This window comes from Vitreoscilla filiformis (genome assembly GCF_002222655.1).
Lineage (GTDB): Bacteria > Pseudomonadota > Gammaproteobacteria > Burkholderiales > Burkholderiaceae_C > Ideonella > Ideonella filiformis.
Genome location: NZ_CP022423.1, coordinates 180331 through 196823, shown reverse-complemented (window position 1 = coordinate 196823; position 16493 = coordinate 180331). Strand labels below are relative to the sequence as shown.

The following is a 16493-nucleotide window of genomic DNA, read 5'->3' as shown; positions in this document are numbered from 1 at the left end:
CACACGTCTGCGACGGTGTCCGAACGAAACCGAGGGATTTCCATGATTCATGTGCTGTTGGTGGACGATCACGCCGTGGTGCGCCAGGGCTATCGCCGCCTGATCGAGGCCGAACCCGACATGCAGGTGTGCGCCGAGGCCGAAGACGCGCAGCAAGCCTGCCAGTTGGCGGCCCAGCACGAACCCGATGTCGGGGTGGTCGATCTGAATTTGGGCGGCAGCAGCGGGTTGGAGGCGATCCGGCGCATGAAACTGCGCCAACCCTTGTTGCGGTTGATGGTGTTTTCGATGTACGACGATCCCAGCCACGTCACCCAGGCTCTGCGCGCGGGGGCGCAAAGTTATCTGAGCAAGTGCTGTCACCCGGAAGAAATGGTGCAGGGCATCCGCCGCACCGCCGATGGCGAGCGGGTGCTGTCTTCGGACGTGGCGCAGGCGCTGGCGCAGGAACACATCGAAGGCGAACACCTGCTGGCCCGCCTCACCCCGCGTGAATTTGAAATTTTGCGGCTGGCGGTACAGGGCCACGATCCGGTTCAGGTGGCGCAGCTCCTGCACCTGAGTGCCAAAACCGTGAGCAACCACCTGTCCTTGGTACGGGCCAAGCTGGAGGTGTCCAACGACTTGCAATTGCTGCGTTTGGCCGCCCGGCACGGCTTGGTGGCCCTGGCCGACGCGCCCGGGATGTGACACACCCCGTGCTCCGCCTCGGTGTGCGAGCGTGGAGCAGCGCGCCCCGGGTTTCCCCGTGGCCTGTCAGGGTTTCTCTCAACATTGGAGGCAGCGCAACCCAAGGGTCGCCGGGTGAGTCCCGATGGCACGCTTGTTGCCGGGAAAAGCTCCCGAAGCCCCGGCAGTGTTCGCCGGTGCAACAACAGTGCCTCTCGGAAGAAGGAGACAACCCATGCGCGTGAAACTGCTCAGCCTGATGGTGACCCTGGGCCTGGCCTCGGCCGCCGCCCACGCGGTCGTGACCGACCAGATGATTCAAAACGATGCCAAGTCCACGGGGGACGTGTTGTCTTGGGGGGTGGGCACCGAGGGCCAGCGTTACTCGCCGCTCAAACAAATCAACCCTGGCTCGATTGGCAAGCTGACGCCGGTGTGGTCGTTCTCCTTCGGCGGTGAAAAGCAGCGTGGCCAAGAGGCCCAGCCGGTGATCCACAACGGCAAGATGTTCGTCACGGCGTCCTACTCGCGCATCTTCGCGCTGGACACCAAGACCGGCAAAAAGCTCTGGAAGTACGAGCACCGCCTGCCCGAAGGCATCATGCCCTGCTGCGACGTGATCAACCGGGGCGCTGCGCTGTATGACAACTTGGTCATCTTCATGACCCTGGATGCCCAGATCGTCGCCCTGAACCAAGACACGGGTGATGTGGTCTGGAAAGAAAAGATCGACAACTACGCCGCCGGCTACTCGGCTTCGGCCGCACCGATCATCGCCAACGGTTTGGTGTTGACGGGCGTGTCGGGGGGGGAGTTCGGCGTGGTGGGCCGCGTGGAAGCGCGTGACGCCAAGACCGGCGCCATGGTGTGGTCGCGTCCGACGGTGGAAGGCCACATGGGCTACACCTACGACAAGGACGGCAATTCGAAGGAAAACGGCATCTCCGGCACCACCAACCAGACCTGGCCGGGTGACCTCTGGAAGACCGGCGGCGCAGCCACTTGGCTGGGCGGCACCTACGATCCCAAGACGGGCCTGGCGTACTTCGGCACCGGCAACCCCGCACCGTGGAACAGCCACCTGCGCAAGGGCGACAACCTGTTCTCCTGCTCGACCGTCGCCATCGACGTGAAGACCGGCAAAATCGTCTGGCACTACCAAAGCACCCCGAACGACGGCTGGGACTTTGACGGCGTCAACGAGTTCGTGACCTACGACGCCGGCGGCGGCAAGATCCTGGGCGGTAAGGCCGACCGCAACGGCTTCTTCTACGTGCTGGACGCCAAGACCGGCAAGCTGGAAAACGCCTTCCCCTTCGTCAACAAGATCACCTGGGCCACCGGCATCGACCTGAAGACCGGGCGCCCGAATTTCACGCCCAATGGCCGCCCGGGCGATCCGACCACGTCGGGTGATGGCAAGAAGGGCCAGTCGGTGTTCACCGCGCCGTCCTTCCTGGGTGGCAAGAACCAGATGCCGATGGCTTACAGCCCGGACACCAAGCTGTTCTATGTGCCAGCCAACGAGTGGGGCATGGAGATCTGGAACGAGCCCATCACCTACAAGAAGGGTGCAGCGTACCTGGGCGCGGGCTTCACCATCAAGACGATCAACGAGGATCACATCGGCGCGCTGCGTGCGGTCGATCCGAAGACCGGCAAGATCGTCTGGGAAGCCAAGAACAACGCGCCGCTGTGGGGCGGTGTGTTGACCACGGGCGGCAACCTGGTGTTCTGGGGCACGCCGGAAGGCTATCTGCAAGCAGCGGACGCCAAGACCGGCAAGATCGTCTGGAAGTTCCAAACCGGCTCCGGCATCGTGGCCCCCCCGGTGACCTGGGACGACAAGGGTGAGCAGTACGTGGCCGTGGTCTCTGGCTGGGGCGGCGCCGTGCCGCTGTGGGGCGGGGACGTGGCCAAGAAGGTGAACTACCTGGAGCAAGGGGGCTCCGTTTGGGTGTTCAAGCTGATGAAGTGATGAGCCACCCCGGCGGCGCATGGGCCGTCGGACACTGACGTCAGCGTTTCAGGCCGCGCAGCGATGCGCGGCCTTTTTTGTGCTCCCTACAATCGCCTGACCGTTTTTTTCTTGCTGGAGAAACAGCCCCCATGAGCGCCTCTGCCAACGCATCGCCCGCCCTGGACGCCATCGCCCCACGCGACAAGGCCGACATCCTTGCCCGCGCCTTGCCCTACATCCGCAAGTACCACGGCAAGACGATGGTCATCAAGTACGGCGGCAATGCCATGACCGACCCGGCGCTGCAACAAGCCTTCGCCGAGGATGTGGTGTTGCTCAAGCTGGTGGGCATCAACCCCATCGTGGTTCACGGCGGTGGCCCGCAGATCGACAACGCGCTCAACAAAGTGGGCAAAAAAGGCCACTTCATCCAAGGCATGCGCGTCACCGATTCGGAAACCATGGACGTGGTCGAATGGGTGCTGGCCGGTGAAGTGCAGCAAGAGATCGTGGGCCTGATCAACCACGCCGGCGGCAAGGCCGTCGGCTTGACCGGGCGGGATGGCGGTTTGATCCGCGCCCGCAAGCTCAAAATGCTGGACAAGGACGATCCGGCCAAAGAGCACGACATCGGCCAAGTCGGCGAGATCGACAAAATCGACCCCAGCGTGGTCAAGGCCCTGCAAGACGATGCCTTCATCCCCGTCATCAGCCCGATCGGTTTTGGCGAGCACAACGAGAGTTACAACATCAACGCTGATTTGGTGGCGTCCAAGTTGGCCGAAATCCTCAAGGCCGAAAAACTGCTGCTGCTGACCAACATCACCGGCGTGCTGGACAAACAAGGCCAGCTCCTCACCGACCTGACCTCGCAGCGCATCGACGAGCTGGTGGCCGACGGCACCATCTCCGGCGGCATGCTGCCCAAAATCGCCGGCGCCATCGACGCGGCTAAGTGCGGCGTGAATGCGGTTCACATCATCGATGGCCGTGTGCCGCATGTGCTGCTGCTGGAGATCCTCACCGATCAAGCGTTCGGCACCATGATCCGCGCCCGCTGATCGCCGTGGTGCGCCCCCAGGATCGGGTGTGGCTGTTTGACCTCGACAACACGCTGCACAACGCGTCGGCCTTCGCGTTCGGCGCCATCGACGCGGCCATGACGGCCTACATCGAGCGTGAACTCGGGGTCGATCGCACCGAAGCCAATCGCTTGCGGGCGCACTACTGGCGCCGCTACGGCGCCACGTTAATCGGGTTGGTGCGCCACCACGGCGTCAAGCCCGGGCATTTTTTGCACCACACCCACGCCCTGCCGGAACTGGAGCGCCGCTTGCACAGCCATCCGCACGACGTGGCCGCGCTGCGCCGCCTGCCGGGCCGCAAGTTTGTGCTGACCAACGCCCCGCTGGCCTACACCGAGCGCGTGCTGCGGGCTTTGGGTTTGGCGGCGTGTTTCGATGGCGTGATCGCGGTGGAACACATGGCCATGTTTGGCCAGCTTCGCCCCAAGCCGGATGCCCGCATGTTGCGCGCTGTGCTGGTGAAACTGCGCGCCCAGCCCCACGCCAGCGTGCTGGTGGAAGACACGTTGGCGCATCAAAAAGCCGCCCACCGCATCGGCCTGCGCACGGTGTGGATGCAGCGTTGGCTGCACCGCGCCATCCACGGGCACGGGCCCGAAGCAGGGGCGGTGTTACGCCGTCGGCCAGCGTATGTGTGTGCCAGAATCCGCTCGCTTCAACCGTTGCTCCGCCTGCTGTGATGCCCGACCCCACGCCCGCCGCTGACAGCATCTCGCCCGCCCCGCGCAAGCGGCCCAAGCCGGGGGAGCGCCGGGTGCAAATCCTGCAAACCCTGGCGGCGATGTTGGAGCAACCGGGCGCCGAGCGCATCACCACCGCCGCGTTGGCCGCCCGCCTGGGCGTGAGCGAAGCGGCGTTGTACCGCCACTTTGCCGGCAAAGCGCAGATGTTCGAAGGGCTGATTGAGTTCATCGAATCCAGCGTGTTCGGCCTCATCAACCACATCAACGAGCGTGAAACCGATGGCCGGGTGCAAACCCAGCGCATCGTGCAGATGCTGTTGCAGTTTGGCGAGAAAAACCCGGGCATGGTGCGCGTCATGGTGGGCGACGCGCTGGTGTTCGAGGACGAACGCCTGATGCAGCGCATGACGCAGTTTCTGGATCGCATCGAAGCCCAATTGCGCCAAAGCCTGCGCCTCATCGGCCCGGACGGCACGGGCGAGCCGGTGCCCGCAGCGGAGGTGAGTGGGCGGGCGTCGGTGCTGGTGGCGTTTGCGTTGGGGCGTTTGCAGCGTTACGCCCGCAGCGGTTTCAAGCGACTGCCGACCGAGCAGCTCGACCTGGCACTGGCCCTGCTGACCTGAAAGCAGCGGCGGGCGCCTACACTCGCGCCCCATGAATTCTCAAGCTCTCGAATCCCTGCTGGCGCGTGCGGAGCGCGTGCTGGCGCGGCTGGAGGCCGTGCTGCCCCAGCCGGTGCAGGCGCCGGATTGGTCGGAATCCGTGGCGTTCCGTTATCGCAAGCGCGGCAGTTCGGCGCTGCTGGAGCCGGTGCGCCACGTCGCCACCATCCGCTTGGCCGACGTGCAGGAAGTGGACACCCAAAAAGAACGCCTGGTGCGCAACACCGCCCAGTTCGTCGCCGGGGCCACGGCCAACAACGTGCTGCTCACGGGCGCACGCGGCACGGGCAAAAGCTCGCTCGTCAAAGCCTGTTTGAACGAGTTTGCACCGCAGGGTTTGCGCCTGATCGAAGTCGATAAGTCGGACATGGTTGATTTGCCCGACTTGGTGGAGCTGGTGGCCAGCCGGCCCGAGCGCTTCATCGTCTTTTGTGACGACTTGAGTTTTGAAGACGGCGAGCCCGGCTACAAAGCGCTCAAATCGATTTTGGATGGCTCGATCTCGGCGGCGGGGGACAACGTGCTGATCTACGCCACCAGCAACCGCCGCCACCTGCTGCCCGAGTACATGAAGGACAACCTCGGTGCCCGCCACGATGACAACGGCGAGTTGCACCCCGGCGAAGTGGTCGAGGAAAAAATCTCCCTCTCTGAACGCTTTGGGTTGTGGATCAGCTTTTATCCGTTCAGCCAGAACGAGTATTTGGCGATCGTCGGGCAGTGGCTGCGCCATTTCGGGCTGGACGATGCAGCGGTGGAGGCGGCGCGTTCGGAGGCGCTGATCTTCGCTTTAGAGCGCGGTTCGCGTTCCGGTCGAGTGGCCTACCAGTTTGCCCGTGACCAAGCTGGACGTCATCGCGTGGGGGCCGGCACATGAGCGGCGCGGATTCCAACGCGGTGCTGGTGGCGCCGGGCACGTCGGCTGACACCGTGGCGGCACAACGCCCGGCGGTGGATGTGGCGGTGGGCGTGCTCATCGAGCGTGACGCGCACGGCCAAGAAGGCCGCTTTTTGTTGACCTCGCGCCCCGAAGGCAAGGTCTACGCCGGTTACTGGGAGTTCCCCGGCGGCAAACTCGAAGCCGGCGAAACCGTCCACGACGCACTGGTGCGTGAGCTGCACGAAGAGCTGGGCATCACCATCGGCGACAGCGTCGCGTGGCACGAACTGGTGATGGACTACCCCCACGCCCGTGTGCGCTTGCACTTCCGCAAGGTGTTCACCTGGACGGGGGAATTCCAAATGCGCGAAGGCCAACGCATGGCTTGGGAGACGCTGCCTGTGCGCAGCGAGCCGGTGTTGCCGGGCACGGTGCCGGTGTTGCGCTGGTTGGCCGAGGAGCGCAAAAAGCACTTCGTTACACTGCCCGACATGGATTGGTTGGATCACATCAGATGGGACAAAGACGGCCTCGTGCCCGTCATCGCCCAAGAAGCCAGCACGGGTGACGTGCTGATGTTCGCGTGGATGAACCGCGAGGCCCTGGCCAAGACGGCCAAAGTCGGCCAAGCGGTGTACTACAGCCGCTCGCGCCGCAAGCTGTGGCACAAGGGCGAGGAGTCGGGGCACTTCCAAGTCGTACACGAAATCCGGCTGGATTGCGACCAAGATGTGGTGTTACTCAAAATCACCCAGCAGGGCCACGAACCCGGCATCGCCTGCCACACCGGGCGCCACAGTTGCTTTTTTGAGCGGCTCGAAGGCGGGCAGTGGGTGGCCGTCGATCCGGTGCTCAAAGACCCGGGCACGATTTACCGTTGAATCGCAGAAGATTGAGAGAAGGGTTCCCCATGTCGTCTGAACTGCTGGCGCATCTGGCCGATGTCATCGAGTCACGCCGGGGTGCCGACCCGGATAAAAGCTACGTCGCACGCCTGTTCCACAAAGGCACCGATGCCATTCTGAAGAAAGTCGGCGAAGAAGCCACCGAAACCGTGATGGCCGCCAAAGATGGCGACGCGCAAAAAATCGTTTACGAAGTCGCTGATCTGTGGTTCCACTCGCTGGTGGCGCTGGCCCAATTTGGTCTGCGCCCGGAAGCCGTGCTGGCCGAGCTGGCGCGGCGCGAAGGGCTCTCCGGTTTGGAAGAGTTTGCCGCCCGCAAAGCCCAGCAGCGCGACGCGCAAGGCGTTTGATCCCCCGTGTCCCTTGTTTTCGAGGAAGTCCCCATGAGCGCAGATCCGAACTGCATCTTCTGCAAAATCGTTGCCGGCCACATCCCAGCCAAGAAGGTTTACGAGGACGAAGACCTGCTGGCCTTCCACGACATCGCGCCCTGGGCGCCCGTGCATGTGCTCATCATCCCCAAGCGCCACATCGCTTCCATGGTCGACGTCAGCGCGGATGATCAAGCCGTGCTGGGCAAGATGATGGTGCTCGCCCCCAAACTGATGGCCGAGCTGGGGGTCACTGGGGGGTTCCGCCAAGTCATCAACACGGGGCGCGATGGCGGGCAAGAGGTCTACCACGTTCACATGCACGTCATGGGGGGCCCGCGTCCGTGGGCCAAGGGCTGACCCGGCGCTGAAACAGCCCGGCCCCTAAAATCCGCAGCTTCGTTTTCTGGAGAGTTCACATGGGTTCGTTCAGCATCTGGCATTGGCTGATCGTGTTGGTGGTGGTGGTGCTGATCTTCGGCACCAAGAAGCTCAAGAACGTGGGCTCCGATCTGGGTTCCGCCGTCAAGGGCTTCAAGGATGGCATCAAGGGCGGCTCCGAAGGCGTGCCCGAAGCGCCGCAACAAGTGACCGCCAAAAACGACACCGAAACGGTGGACGTTGAGGCCAAAGTCAAATCCAAGTCCTGATCCGCCCAAAGTCTGAGCACGCATGATCGATTTCGGCTTTGACAAGCTGGCGCTCATCGGCGCCGTGGCGCTCATCGTCATCGGCCCGGAGAAGCTGCCGCGTGTGGCCCGCACCGTGGGGCATTTCATCGGCAAGGCGCAGCGGTACGTGAGCGACGTCAAGGCCGAGGTCAACCGCTCCATCGAGCTGGAAGAGCTGAACAAAGTCAAACAGCAGTTCGAAAGCACTGCCCGAGACGTGGAGCACTCCATGCATCGCGAAGTGAACCAACTGTCGAATGACTTCGACAAGTCGTGGTCGGAGGCCACGGCGGGGCTGCCATCGTCCTCGTCCAGCGCGCCCGAGACCGGTGGCAGCAGCGACGAAGGCGGTTGGTACACCCCGCCGCCCAGTTACGCCAAGGTGCGCAAGAACTGGCGCATCAAACGTTCCGCCGTGCCGCGTTGGTACAAGCAACAGGCTGGTGTGCGCACCCATGTGCAGTCCGGGGCGGCGCGCGTGGCGCGCCATCGGCCCCGCAATGGATTCACCCCAAGATGAGCCAAGACCCGCATGACGAACTGGCGGGCACCGAAGCGCCGTTCGTCTCCCACCTGATTGAGCTGCGCGACCGCTTGGTGCGTGCGTTGGGCTCGGTGTTGGTGGCGTTTTTCGCGCTGGCGCTGTGGCCCGGCCCTGGCGCGATGTTTGATTTGCTGGCCTCGCCACTGGTGTCCACCTTGCCGCAAGGGGCCACCATGATCGCCACCAGCGTTATTTCACCGTTTTTGGTGCCGCTCAAAATCACGCTGATGGCGGGTTTTTTGCTGGCCCTGCCCATCGTGCTCTACCAAGTGTGGGCTTTTGTGGCGCCGGGTTTGTACAACCATGAGAAGCGCCTCGTTCTGCCGCTGGTGATCTCTAGCACCGTGCTGTTCATCCTGGGCGTGGCGTTTTGCCACTTCTTTGTGTTCGGCCAGGTGTTCAAGTTCATCCAGAGCATCGCCCCGGCCAGCATCACCGCCGCCCCCGACATCGAAGCCTACCTGGGTTTTGTGATGACGATGTTCATCGCCTTCGGGGCGGCGTTCGAAGTGCCCGTGGTGGTGGTGGTGTTGGCGCGCATGGGCGTGGTCAGCATTGAGAAGCTGCGCGAGTTCCGGGGTTACTTCATCGTGGTGGCCTTCATCATCGCAGCGGTGATCACACCGCCGGATGTGGTGTCTCAACTGGCGCTGGCCATTCCGATGTGCCTGCTGTACGAATTGGGCATCGTCTCAGCGCAGTTGTTCATCAAGCACACCCAGGCGCCGGAGTCCAAGGACGATTGACCGCGCCAAGCTCAGTCCCGCTCCGGATTGGGCTTGCGTTGGGCCACCTGCACGGGAATCTCCAGCGCCTTCTCGCCCCGCATCAGCGAGATGGCCACCGTGCTTTGTGGCTTCAAACTCGCCACCACGTTGAGCAACTGCGTTGTGTTATGAATGGGCTGGCCGGCGATTTGGCGCACCACGTCGCCGGGCTTCAAGCCGGCTTCATGCGCAGGGCCATCCTGCAACACGCCGGTGATGAGCACGCCGTCGCTGACCGAAAGTTTGAGCGCCCGGGCCATGTCCTCGCTCAAATCGCGGGGTTGCACGCCGATCCAGCCGCGAGTGACTTGGCCATCGCGGATCAGGCTGGTCATCACATCCCGCGCCAAATCGATCGGAATGGCAAAACCGATGCCCATGCTGCCGCCCGAGCGCGAATAAATGGCGGTGTTGATGCCCACGAGGTTGCCTTGAATGTCCACCAGCGCCCCGCCTGAATTGCCAGGGTTGATGGCCGCATCGGTTTGGATGAAGTTCTCGAAAGTGGACAGGCCCAGCCCCGTGCGGCCCAGCGCGCTGACGATGCCGGACGTCACCGTTTGGCCGACGTTGAAGGGGTTGCCGATGGCCAACACCGCATCGCCGACTTGCAACTGGCCGATGTCGCCCAGCGTCACGGTGGGTAAATTCGGTAAGTCGATTTTGAGCACGGCCAGATCGGTTTCGGGGTCGGTGCCGACGATGATGGCGTTGGCTTCGCGGCCATCGGCGAGCTGCACGGTCACACTCTCAGCGCCATTGACGACGTGGTTGTTCGTCAGCAAGTAGCCTTCTGGCGACACAATCACCCCCGAGCCCATGCCCATCGACGGCTCTGGCTGGGGTTGTGTGGGGCGCTGGCGCGGGCCAAAGAAAAACCGGAATACGGGATCCTGCGCATGCGGTGTGGTGGCGCGTTCGCTGGTTTTCTTGCTGGCGTTGACGCTGACGATGGCCGGCACGGCCCGGCGGGCCGCTTCACTCAGCGGTTGGGAGGCGGCGGGCGAAGCGGCAGCCACTTGCACCGTCACCCCCGACGCCTGAACTTGGCTGAGGGGCGCCACCGCGACGGGGGCCCAGACGCGGGCGCCTTGCTGGAGCCACAGCGGTTTGAAGGTGCCAACCACGAACACCACCGCAACGGCCACCGTGACAGCCTGGGAAAATACGAGCCAGATTCTGCGCATGCATTCGAAACGAAAAAGGAGCCGCACGGCCATGGCCACACGCCGCGAAGTCACGGACTATCTTGCCCAGTACCTGGGGGTGGATCGATTCAAGGATTATGGGCCGAACGGTCTGCAAGTCGAGGGGCGGGGCGAGATCCGCCATGTGGTCTCGGGTGTGACCGCCAGCTTGGCACTGATTGAAGCCGCTGCCGCCGCGCACGCCGACGTGCTGCTGGTGCATCACGGTTTGTTTTGGCGTGGGCATGACGGGCGCCTGACGGGGTGGCTCAAGGCGCGTGTGCAGTACCTGATGCAGCACGACATCAACTTGCTGGCCTACCACCTGCCGCTGGATGCGCACCCGGAAGTGGGTAACAACGCTCAACTGGCGCGGCAGCTCGGTTGGGTGTGTGAGGGGCGTTTCGGGGAGCAAGACTTGGGCTGCGTGGGCCGGCTGGAGGTGGCCGAGCGCGACGTGGCCAGCGTGCAGCAGCACGTCCAGCAGGCGCTGGGGCGCGACGTGCTGTGCCTGCCGGGGGACGGTCGGCCAGTGCGTCGGGTGGCGTGGTGCAGCGGCGGGGCGCAAGGTTATTTTGAAGCGGCCATCGCAGCGGGGGCCGATTTGTACCTGACCGGCGAAGTGTCCGAACCGCAAGCCCACTTGGCCCGTGAAACAGGCGTGGCATTTTTGGCCTGCGGGCACCACGCCACCGAGCGTTTCGGCGCCCCGGCTCTGGGTGAACACCTGGCAGCGCAGTTCGGCTTGACCCATCAATTCATTGACATCCCTAACCCGGCTTGAGGCTCATGACGACGGTTTCCTCTCCTCCTTCGACCCCCTTGCTCATCACGCAGGGTGACCCGTGCGGCATTGGCCCGGAAATCATCGTCAAAGCGTTCGCAGCCGGTGAGCTGGCGGATGCGGTGGTGATTGGCTGCCCTCGCGTGCTAGGACGGGCGGCACGGGCCTGTGGCCTCTTGCTGCCCTTGGCCCGCTTGGACTCACCGCTGGATCGACGCGAAGTGCCGCCCGGCGCCTTGCCAGTGTGTGTGCCGGCTGACTTGCCCAGCGGGTTGGACACCCTGCCGTGGGGCCAAATGGACGCCCAAGCGGGCGCTGCCGCCGCCGCGTGCATTCGGAGCGCGGTGCAGTGGATTCAGGCCGGTGCCGCGTCCGGCATGGTGACGGCACCGATTCACAAAGAAGCGTTGCATGCGGCGGGGGTGGACTACCCCGGCCACACCGAGATGCTGCAAGCCCTGGCAGCCGAGCCCGGGCAAGCGCCGCCGCCGGTGCGCATGATGTTGGCCAATCCGCAGTTGCGTGTGGTGTTGGTGACCATTCACATCGCACTGCGCCGGGCCATTGAGGCGCTGGACGTTGCCGGGATCGTGGAAACGTTGCGCATCACCCACGAAGCTGGGCGCCGCTTTGGGCTGGCTGCTCCGCGCATTGCTGTGGCCGGGTTGAATCCCCACGCTGGCGAGGGCGGGCTGTTTGGGGATGAGGAGTTGCGCATCATTGGCCCCGCTGTCGAGCAGGCCCGTGCTTCGGGATGGGATGTGCGCGGCCCCTTCGCACCGGACACCGTGTTCATGCGTGCGCGCCACGCGCCACCTGGTCACCCGGGCGAGTTCGATTTCGTCGTCGCCATGACCCACGACCATGGGCTCATCCCCGTCAAATACCTGGGGGTGGACGAGGGCGTGAATGTCACGTTGGGGCTGCCCTGGGTGCGCACCAGCCCGGATCACGGCACCGCCTTCGACGTGGCCGGCACCGGCCAAGCCGATGCGGGCAGTTTGGTGGCCGCATTGCGCATGGCTCGCCAGTTGGCAGCGGGGCTGTGAGCGACGGCTGGTGAGCCGCTCAACGCTGGCGCAGACTGTCGCGGATGTCGCGCAGCAATTGAATGTCTTCCGGCACTGGCGGCGGTGCAGCGGGTGCCGGTGGCGCTGCGGGTTCTTGACGCTTCAGGCGGTTGATCTGGCGCACCATCATGAAAATGATGAAGGCCAAGATGACAAAGTTCAGAGCGACCGTGATGAAGTTGCCATAGGCGAACACAGCCCCGGCTTTTTGGGCTTCGGCCAATGTGGTGGCAGTTTGCCCTGCCAGGGGAATGAAGCGGTTGGAGAAATCCAGCCCCCCGAGCCCCAGACTCACCAAGGGCATCACCAAGTCCTTGACCACCGAATCGACGATCTTGCCAAACGCACCGCCGATGATCACGCCAACTGCCAAATCGACCACATTGCCCTTGACAGCAAATTCTCTGAATTCTGTGAGAAAGCTCATCCTGATTCCTTTTCCGAGAGACGAAAGTCCAGTACGGTCGCACCTATCGTGCGCGACTGGGCACCGGAAAGAAGTATCTCCCACTGACACAGGGAGCCGAAACCCCAGACGTACGTCCGGGGCTTGACGCAGATCGTGCCTCACACCTGGTCGGGTAAGTCCGGTGGCAGTTTGTGTCGGCTAAAATGCGGGGTTGCCCGAGATCAGATATCCCTGAAGTCATCCCTGACTTCCCAGAGCTCCAAGAAGGACCCACATGAGTGATAACGCGGTGGACCAAGGCAAGCGCACCTGGCTGATTGCCACGAGTTGTGCGGGTGCCGTAGGTGGTATGGCGGCAGCCGTGCCTTTTGTCAGCACTTTCGCCCCGTCCGAACGGGCCAAGGCCGCTGGTGCGGCTGTGGAAGTGGATGTCGGCGCGCTCCAACCGGGCGAGAAAATGACGGTGGAGTGGCGTGGTAAGCCGGTGTGGATCGTGCGCCGCACCCCCGAGCAACTCAAAGATCTGAAGGCGCTGGACGCCAAGCTGGCCGATCCGGCATCTGAGCGTAAAGCCTACCCGATTCCGGGTTACGCCAAGAACGGTGCCCGCGCCATCAAAGACGAGTACTTGGTGGTGATCGGCGTGTGTACCCACCTGGGTTGCTCTCCGTCCGACAAGTTTGTGGCCGGCCCGCAGCCCTCGCTGCCGGATGACTGGAAGGGCGGTTTCCTGTGCCCTTGCCACGGCTCGATGTTCGACATGGCTGGCCGCGTGTTCAAGAACATGCCCGCGCCGGACAACCTCGAAGTGCCGCCCCACATGTACCTCGCCGACACCAAGTTGCTGATCGGTGAGGACAAGAAGGCCTGACCTCCGGCGCTGCAAGACAAGACGAAAGGCAATCCATGGCTGAATTCAAAGTCGCGCCGGCGGACGCTCCGCTGGGCGAAAAGCTGCTGACCTGGGTGGACAACCGCTTCCCGGCGTCCAAGCTGTACAAAGAGCATCTCTCTGAGTACTACGCTCCCAAAAACTTCAACTTCTGGTATTTCTTCGGCTCGCTGGCGCTGCTGGTGCTGGTGATCCAGATCGTCACCGGTATTTTCCTGGTGATGCACTACAAGCCGGACGCCAACCTGGCGTTCGCCTCGGTCGAGTACATCATGCGCGATGTGCCCTGGGGCTGGCTGATTCGCTACATGCACTCCACCGGCGCCTCGGCGTTCTTCGTGGTGGTGTACCTGCACATGTTCCGTGGCCTGATCTACGGTTCATACCGCAAGCCGCGTGAGCTGGTGTGGATTTTCGGCTGCGCCATCTTCCTGGCGCTGATGGCCGAAGCCTTCATGGGTTACCTGCTGCCGTGGGGCCAAATGTCCTTCTGGGGCGCTCAGGTGATCGTGAACCTGTTCGCTGCGGTGCCCTTCATCGGCCCGGATCTGGCCCTGCTGATCCGTGGTGACTTCGTGGTCGGCGACGCTACCCTGAACCGCTTCTTCAGCTTCCACGTCATCGCTGTGCCGCTGGTGCTGCTGGGCCTGGTGGTGGCGCACATCATCGCGCTGCACGAGGTGGGTTCGAACAACCCGGACGGCGTGGAAATCAAGGCCAAGAAGGACGCCCAAGGCCGTCCGCTCGATGGCATCCCGTTCCACCCGTACTACACCGTGCATGACATCCTGGGCGTGGCCGGCTTCCTGCTGTGCTTCTGCGCTGTGGTGTTCTTCGCGCCCGAGTTCGGTGGCTACTTCCTGGAGTACAACAACTTCATCCCGGCCGATCCGCTCAAGACCCCGGCGCACATTGCCCCGGTGTGGTACTTCACGCCGTACTACTCGATGCTGCGTGCAACCACCGACGTGATGGTCAACGTGCTGTGCGTGGTGATCGGTTTGGGTGCCGTGGGTGCCTTGCTCAAGGGTCGCCTGGCTGCGCCGCTGAAGGCCGCCGTGGTGGTGGGGGCCTTGGTGGCCGTGGTGTTGCTCAAAACCTTCGACGCCAAGTTCTGGGGTGTGGTGGTGATGGGCGGTGCCGTGGTCATCATGTTCTTCCTGCCTTGGCTGGATTACAGCCCGGTCAAGTCGATCCGCTACCGTCCGAGCTGGCACAAGACGCTGTATGGCGTGTTCGTGGTGTTTTTTGTCATCCTGGGTTACTTGGGCATTCAGCCGCCGTCGGAAATGGGCACCCTGATCGCTCAGGTCGGTACCCTGTTCTATTTCGGCTTCTTCCTGCTGATGCCGTGGTGGAGCCAGATCGGTGAATGCAAGCCGGTTCCCGAGCGCGTGACCTTCACCCCGCACTGAGAAGACGAGGCAGGAGCAACACAACATGATCAAGAAACTCTTTGCAAGTCTGGCAGTGGCCCTGTCCCTGGTGGGCGGTGCCTCGGCTGCTGGCGGTGCGCTGCATCTGGACAAATTCCCGGTTGAGCGTGTTCAAGACGAAGCTGCTTTGCAGCGCGGTGCCAAGCTGTTCGCCAACTACTGCTTGAACTGCCACGCTGCGGCGTTCATGCGCTACAACCGCATGCGCGACATTGGCCTCTCGGATGAACAAATCAAGGCCAACCTGTTGTTCGCCTCCGAGAAAGTCGGCGACACCATGAAGGTGGCCATGAGCGCGAAAGACGCCAAGGACTGGTTCGGTGCCACCCCGCCGGATCTGACCGTGATCGCTCGCTCGCGTGCCAGCCACTACGGTACGGGGGCTGACTACCTCTACACCTACCTGCGCGGCTTCTACCGTGATGACACCCGTCCGACCGGTTGGAACAACACGGTTTTCCCCTCGGTGGGCATGCCGCACGCGCTGTGGGAACTGCAAGGCGAGCAGCGCATGGCCGGTGACGGCCACGGTAAGCTGGAATTGACCAAGCCGGGCAAGCTGAGTGCCAAGGAGTACGATGCTGCTGTGGCAGACTTGGTCGCTTACCTGCAATGGATGGGTGAGCCGGGTCAAATCCAGCGCACCAAGCTGGGGACGGTGGTGCTGATCTTCTTGGCAGGTTTCATGTTCTTGGCTTGGCGCCTGAACTCGGCCTTCTGGAAGGACATCAAGTAATCTTCCCCTCAGGTCTGGCCGAACGAGGCCGGGCCGCTCATCACGCAGTGTGCGCCGTAAGGCCCACTGCGTTTTTGTGTTTTCGGCGCTTGTCGTCTCTTTGTTGATCCTTGGGAGCCCACCTCCATGATGGTGCTTTATTCCGGAACCACGTGCCCTTACTCGCACCGTTGCCGTTTTGTTCTGTTTGAAAAGGGCATGGATTTCGAGATCCGCGACGTTGACCTGTTTGCCAAACCGGAAGACATCGCCCTGATGAATCCGTACAACGAGGTGCCCATCCTGGTTGAGCGTAATCTGATCCTGTACGAATCGCACATCATCAACGAGTACATCGACGAGCGTTTCCCGCATCCGCAGCTGATGCCTGGCGATCCGGTGGCGCGTGCGCGTGTGCGACTGTTCCTCTTCAACTTCGAGAAAGAGCTGTTCACCCACGTCAACGTGCTGGAAGGCCGAGGTGGGGCGAAGGGCAACGACAAACAATTGGAAAAAGCGCGTTCGCAAATCCGCGATCGACTGACCCAATTGGCGCCCATCTTCTTGAAGAACAAGTACATGCTGGGCGACGATTTTTCGATGCTTGACGTGGCCATTGCACCGCTGCTGTGGCGCTTGGATTACTACGGCATCGAGCTGTCCAAGAACGCTGCGCCGTTGCTGAAGTATGCCGAACGCATCTTCTCGCGCCCGGCGTACATCGAAGCGCTGACGCCGTCCGAAAAGGTGATGCGCAAGTGATGCCAGCGCGACGGCCCCTGACCCGTTCTGCCGAGGTGTTT

19 protein-coding genes and 2 pseudogenes are annotated in these 16493 nt (G+C 62.9%); 19 read left to right on the top strand and 2 right to left on the bottom strand.

The genetic code is table 11. The features are described 5' to 3' along the window. The first annotated feature begins 42 nt into the window (after window positions 1-42). The 13 genes and pseudogenes from VITFI_RS00970 to tatC all read left to right on the top strand — a co-directional run bounded on the left by VITFI_RS00970 (window position 43) and on the right by tatC (window position 9176). Window positions 43-690 carry a response regulator gene (locus VITFI_RS00970; RefSeq protein WP_089415403.1) on the top strand — a complete coding sequence of 216 codons (648 nt, stop codon included), beginning with the start codon at window positions 43-45 and terminating at the stop codon, window positions 688-690. Window positions 691-904: 214 nt separating this feature from the next. After that, a complete protein-coding gene (locus VITFI_RS00965) occupies window positions 905-2647 on the top strand; it encodes a PQQ-dependent methanol/ethanol family dehydrogenase (RefSeq protein WP_089415402.1) in 1743 nt (580 codons plus the stop codon). A 131-nt stretch (window positions 2648-2778) separates the two neighbouring features. After that, window positions 2779-3690 (top strand): acetylglutamate kinase, encoded by a 912-nt coding sequence (gene argB, locus VITFI_RS00960; RefSeq protein WP_089415401.1) that lies wholly within the window; start codon window positions 2779-2781, stop codon window positions 3688-3690. A gap of 5 nt (window positions 3691-3695) precedes the next feature. Further along, on the top strand, window positions 3696-4394 hold the full coding sequence (locus tag VITFI_RS00955; RefSeq protein WP_232476645.1) for a pyrimidine 5'-nucleotidase: 699 nt from the start codon (window positions 3696-3698) through the stop codon (window positions 4392-4394). Then, on the top strand, window positions 4394-5020 hold the full coding sequence (gene slmA / locus VITFI_RS00950) for a nucleoid occlusion factor SlmA (RefSeq protein ID WP_089415400.1): 627 nt from the start codon (window positions 4394-4396) through the stop codon (window positions 5018-5020). Before VITFI_RS00955 ends, slmA begins: the two co-directional genes overlap by 1 nt. Window positions 5021-5051: 31 nt before the next feature. Then, the gene (locus VITFI_RS00945; RefSeq protein WP_089415399.1) at window positions 5052-5936 is read left to right on the top strand and encodes an ATP-binding protein; all 885 of its coding nucleotides are present in this window, start codon (window positions 5052-5054) and stop codon (window positions 5934-5936) included. Further along, window positions 5933-6331 (top strand): annotated as a pseudogene (locus VITFI_RS00940) (NUDIX domain-containing protein); the annotation flags it as partial. The gene VITFI_RS00945 and the pseudogene VITFI_RS00940, both read left to right, overlap by 4 nt. Before the next feature lie 99 nt (window positions 6332-6430). Continuing rightward, window positions 6431-6820 carry a phosphoribosyl-AMP cyclohydrolase gene (hisI, locus tag VITFI_RS00935; RefSeq protein WP_089417900.1) on the top strand — a complete coding sequence of 130 codons (390 nt, stop codon included), beginning with the start codon at window positions 6431-6433 and terminating at the stop codon, window positions 6818-6820. Between the two features lie 29 nt (window positions 6821-6849). Beyond that, the gene (locus tag VITFI_RS00930) at window positions 6850-7194 is read left to right on the top strand and encodes a phosphoribosyl-ATP diphosphatase (protein WP_089415398.1); all 345 of its coding nucleotides are present in this window, start codon (window positions 6850-6852) and stop codon (window positions 7192-7194) included. Between the two features lie 33 nt (window positions 7195-7227). Next, window positions 7228-7575 (top strand): histidine triad nucleotide-binding protein, encoded by a 348-nt coding sequence (locus VITFI_RS00925; RefSeq protein ID WP_089415397.1) that lies wholly within the window; start codon window positions 7228-7230, stop codon window positions 7573-7575. Between the two features lie 59 nt (window positions 7576-7634). Next, complete coding sequence (gene tatA, locus VITFI_RS00920) at window positions 7635-7865, top strand: Sec-independent protein translocase subunit TatA (RefSeq protein ID WP_089415396.1); 231 nt, start codon at window positions 7635-7637, stop codon at window positions 7863-7865. A gap of 22 nt (window positions 7866-7887) precedes the next feature. Next, on the top strand, window positions 7888-8406 hold the full coding sequence (gene tatB / locus VITFI_RS00915; RefSeq protein WP_089415395.1) for a Sec-independent protein translocase protein TatB: 519 nt from the start codon (window positions 7888-7890) through the stop codon (window positions 8404-8406). Then, window positions 8403-9176, top strand: a complete 774-nt coding sequence (tatC, locus tag VITFI_RS00910) for a twin-arginine translocase subunit TatC (RefSeq protein WP_089415394.1) — start codon at window positions 8403-8405, stop codon at window positions 9174-9176. Before tatB ends, tatC begins: the two co-directional genes overlap by 4 nt. Before the next feature lie 11 nt (window positions 9177-9187). Here tatC and VITFI_RS00905 read toward each other — a convergent pair whose 3' ends face one another. Next, window positions 9188-10384: a Do family serine endopeptidase gene (locus VITFI_RS00905; protein ID WP_089417899.1), complete on the bottom strand. Its 1197-nt coding sequence runs from the start codon at window positions 10382-10384 to the stop codon at window positions 9188-9190. 31 nt (window positions 10385-10415) lie between these two features. Here VITFI_RS00905 and VITFI_RS00900 point away from each other — a divergent pair, with 31 nt between their 5' ends. Both VITFI_RS00900 and pdxA read left to right on the top strand, forming a co-directional pair. Then, a complete protein-coding gene (locus VITFI_RS00900; RefSeq protein WP_089415393.1) occupies window positions 10416-11168 on the top strand; it encodes a Nif3-like dinuclear metal center hexameric protein in 753 nt (250 codons plus the stop codon). Window positions 11169-11173: 5 nt separating this feature from the next. After that, complete coding sequence (gene pdxA, locus VITFI_RS00895; RefSeq protein WP_089415392.1) at window positions 11174-12217, top strand: 4-hydroxythreonine-4-phosphate dehydrogenase PdxA; 1044 nt, start codon at window positions 11174-11176, stop codon at window positions 12215-12217. A gap of 19 nt (window positions 12218-12236) precedes the next feature. On the opposite strand, the gene mscL is transcribed toward pdxA, so the two are convergent. Further along, on the bottom strand, window positions 12237-12665 hold the full coding sequence (mscL, locus tag VITFI_RS00890; protein ID WP_089415391.1) for a large conductance mechanosensitive channel protein MscL: 429 nt from the start codon (window positions 12663-12665) through the stop codon (window positions 12237-12239). Window positions 12666-12921: 256 nt separating this feature from the next. Here mscL and petA point away from each other — a divergent pair, with 256 nt between their 5' ends. From petA to VITFI_RS00870, 4 genes and pseudogenes are all read left to right on the top strand, one after another. Beyond that, on the top strand, window positions 12922-13518 hold the full coding sequence (gene petA / locus VITFI_RS00885; RefSeq protein WP_089415390.1) for a ubiquinol-cytochrome c reductase iron-sulfur subunit: 597 nt from the start codon (window positions 12922-12924) through the stop codon (window positions 13516-13518). Window positions 13519-13553: 35 nt separating this feature from the next. Continuing rightward, window positions 13554-14939: pseudogene (locus VITFI_RS00880) on the top strand (cytochrome b); the annotation flags it as partial. Window positions 14940-14979: 40 nt separating this feature from the next. Next, window positions 14980-15711, top strand: a complete 732-nt coding sequence (locus tag VITFI_RS00875; RefSeq protein WP_198301557.1) for a cytochrome c1 — start codon at window positions 14980-14982, stop codon at window positions 15709-15711. Window positions 15712-15837: 126 nt separating this feature from the next. Continuing rightward, complete coding sequence (locus tag VITFI_RS00870) at window positions 15838-16452, top strand: glutathione S-transferase N-terminal domain-containing protein (RefSeq protein ID WP_089415388.1); 615 nt, start codon at window positions 15838-15840, stop codon at window positions 16450-16452. Window positions 16453-16493 lie beyond the last annotated feature (41 nt).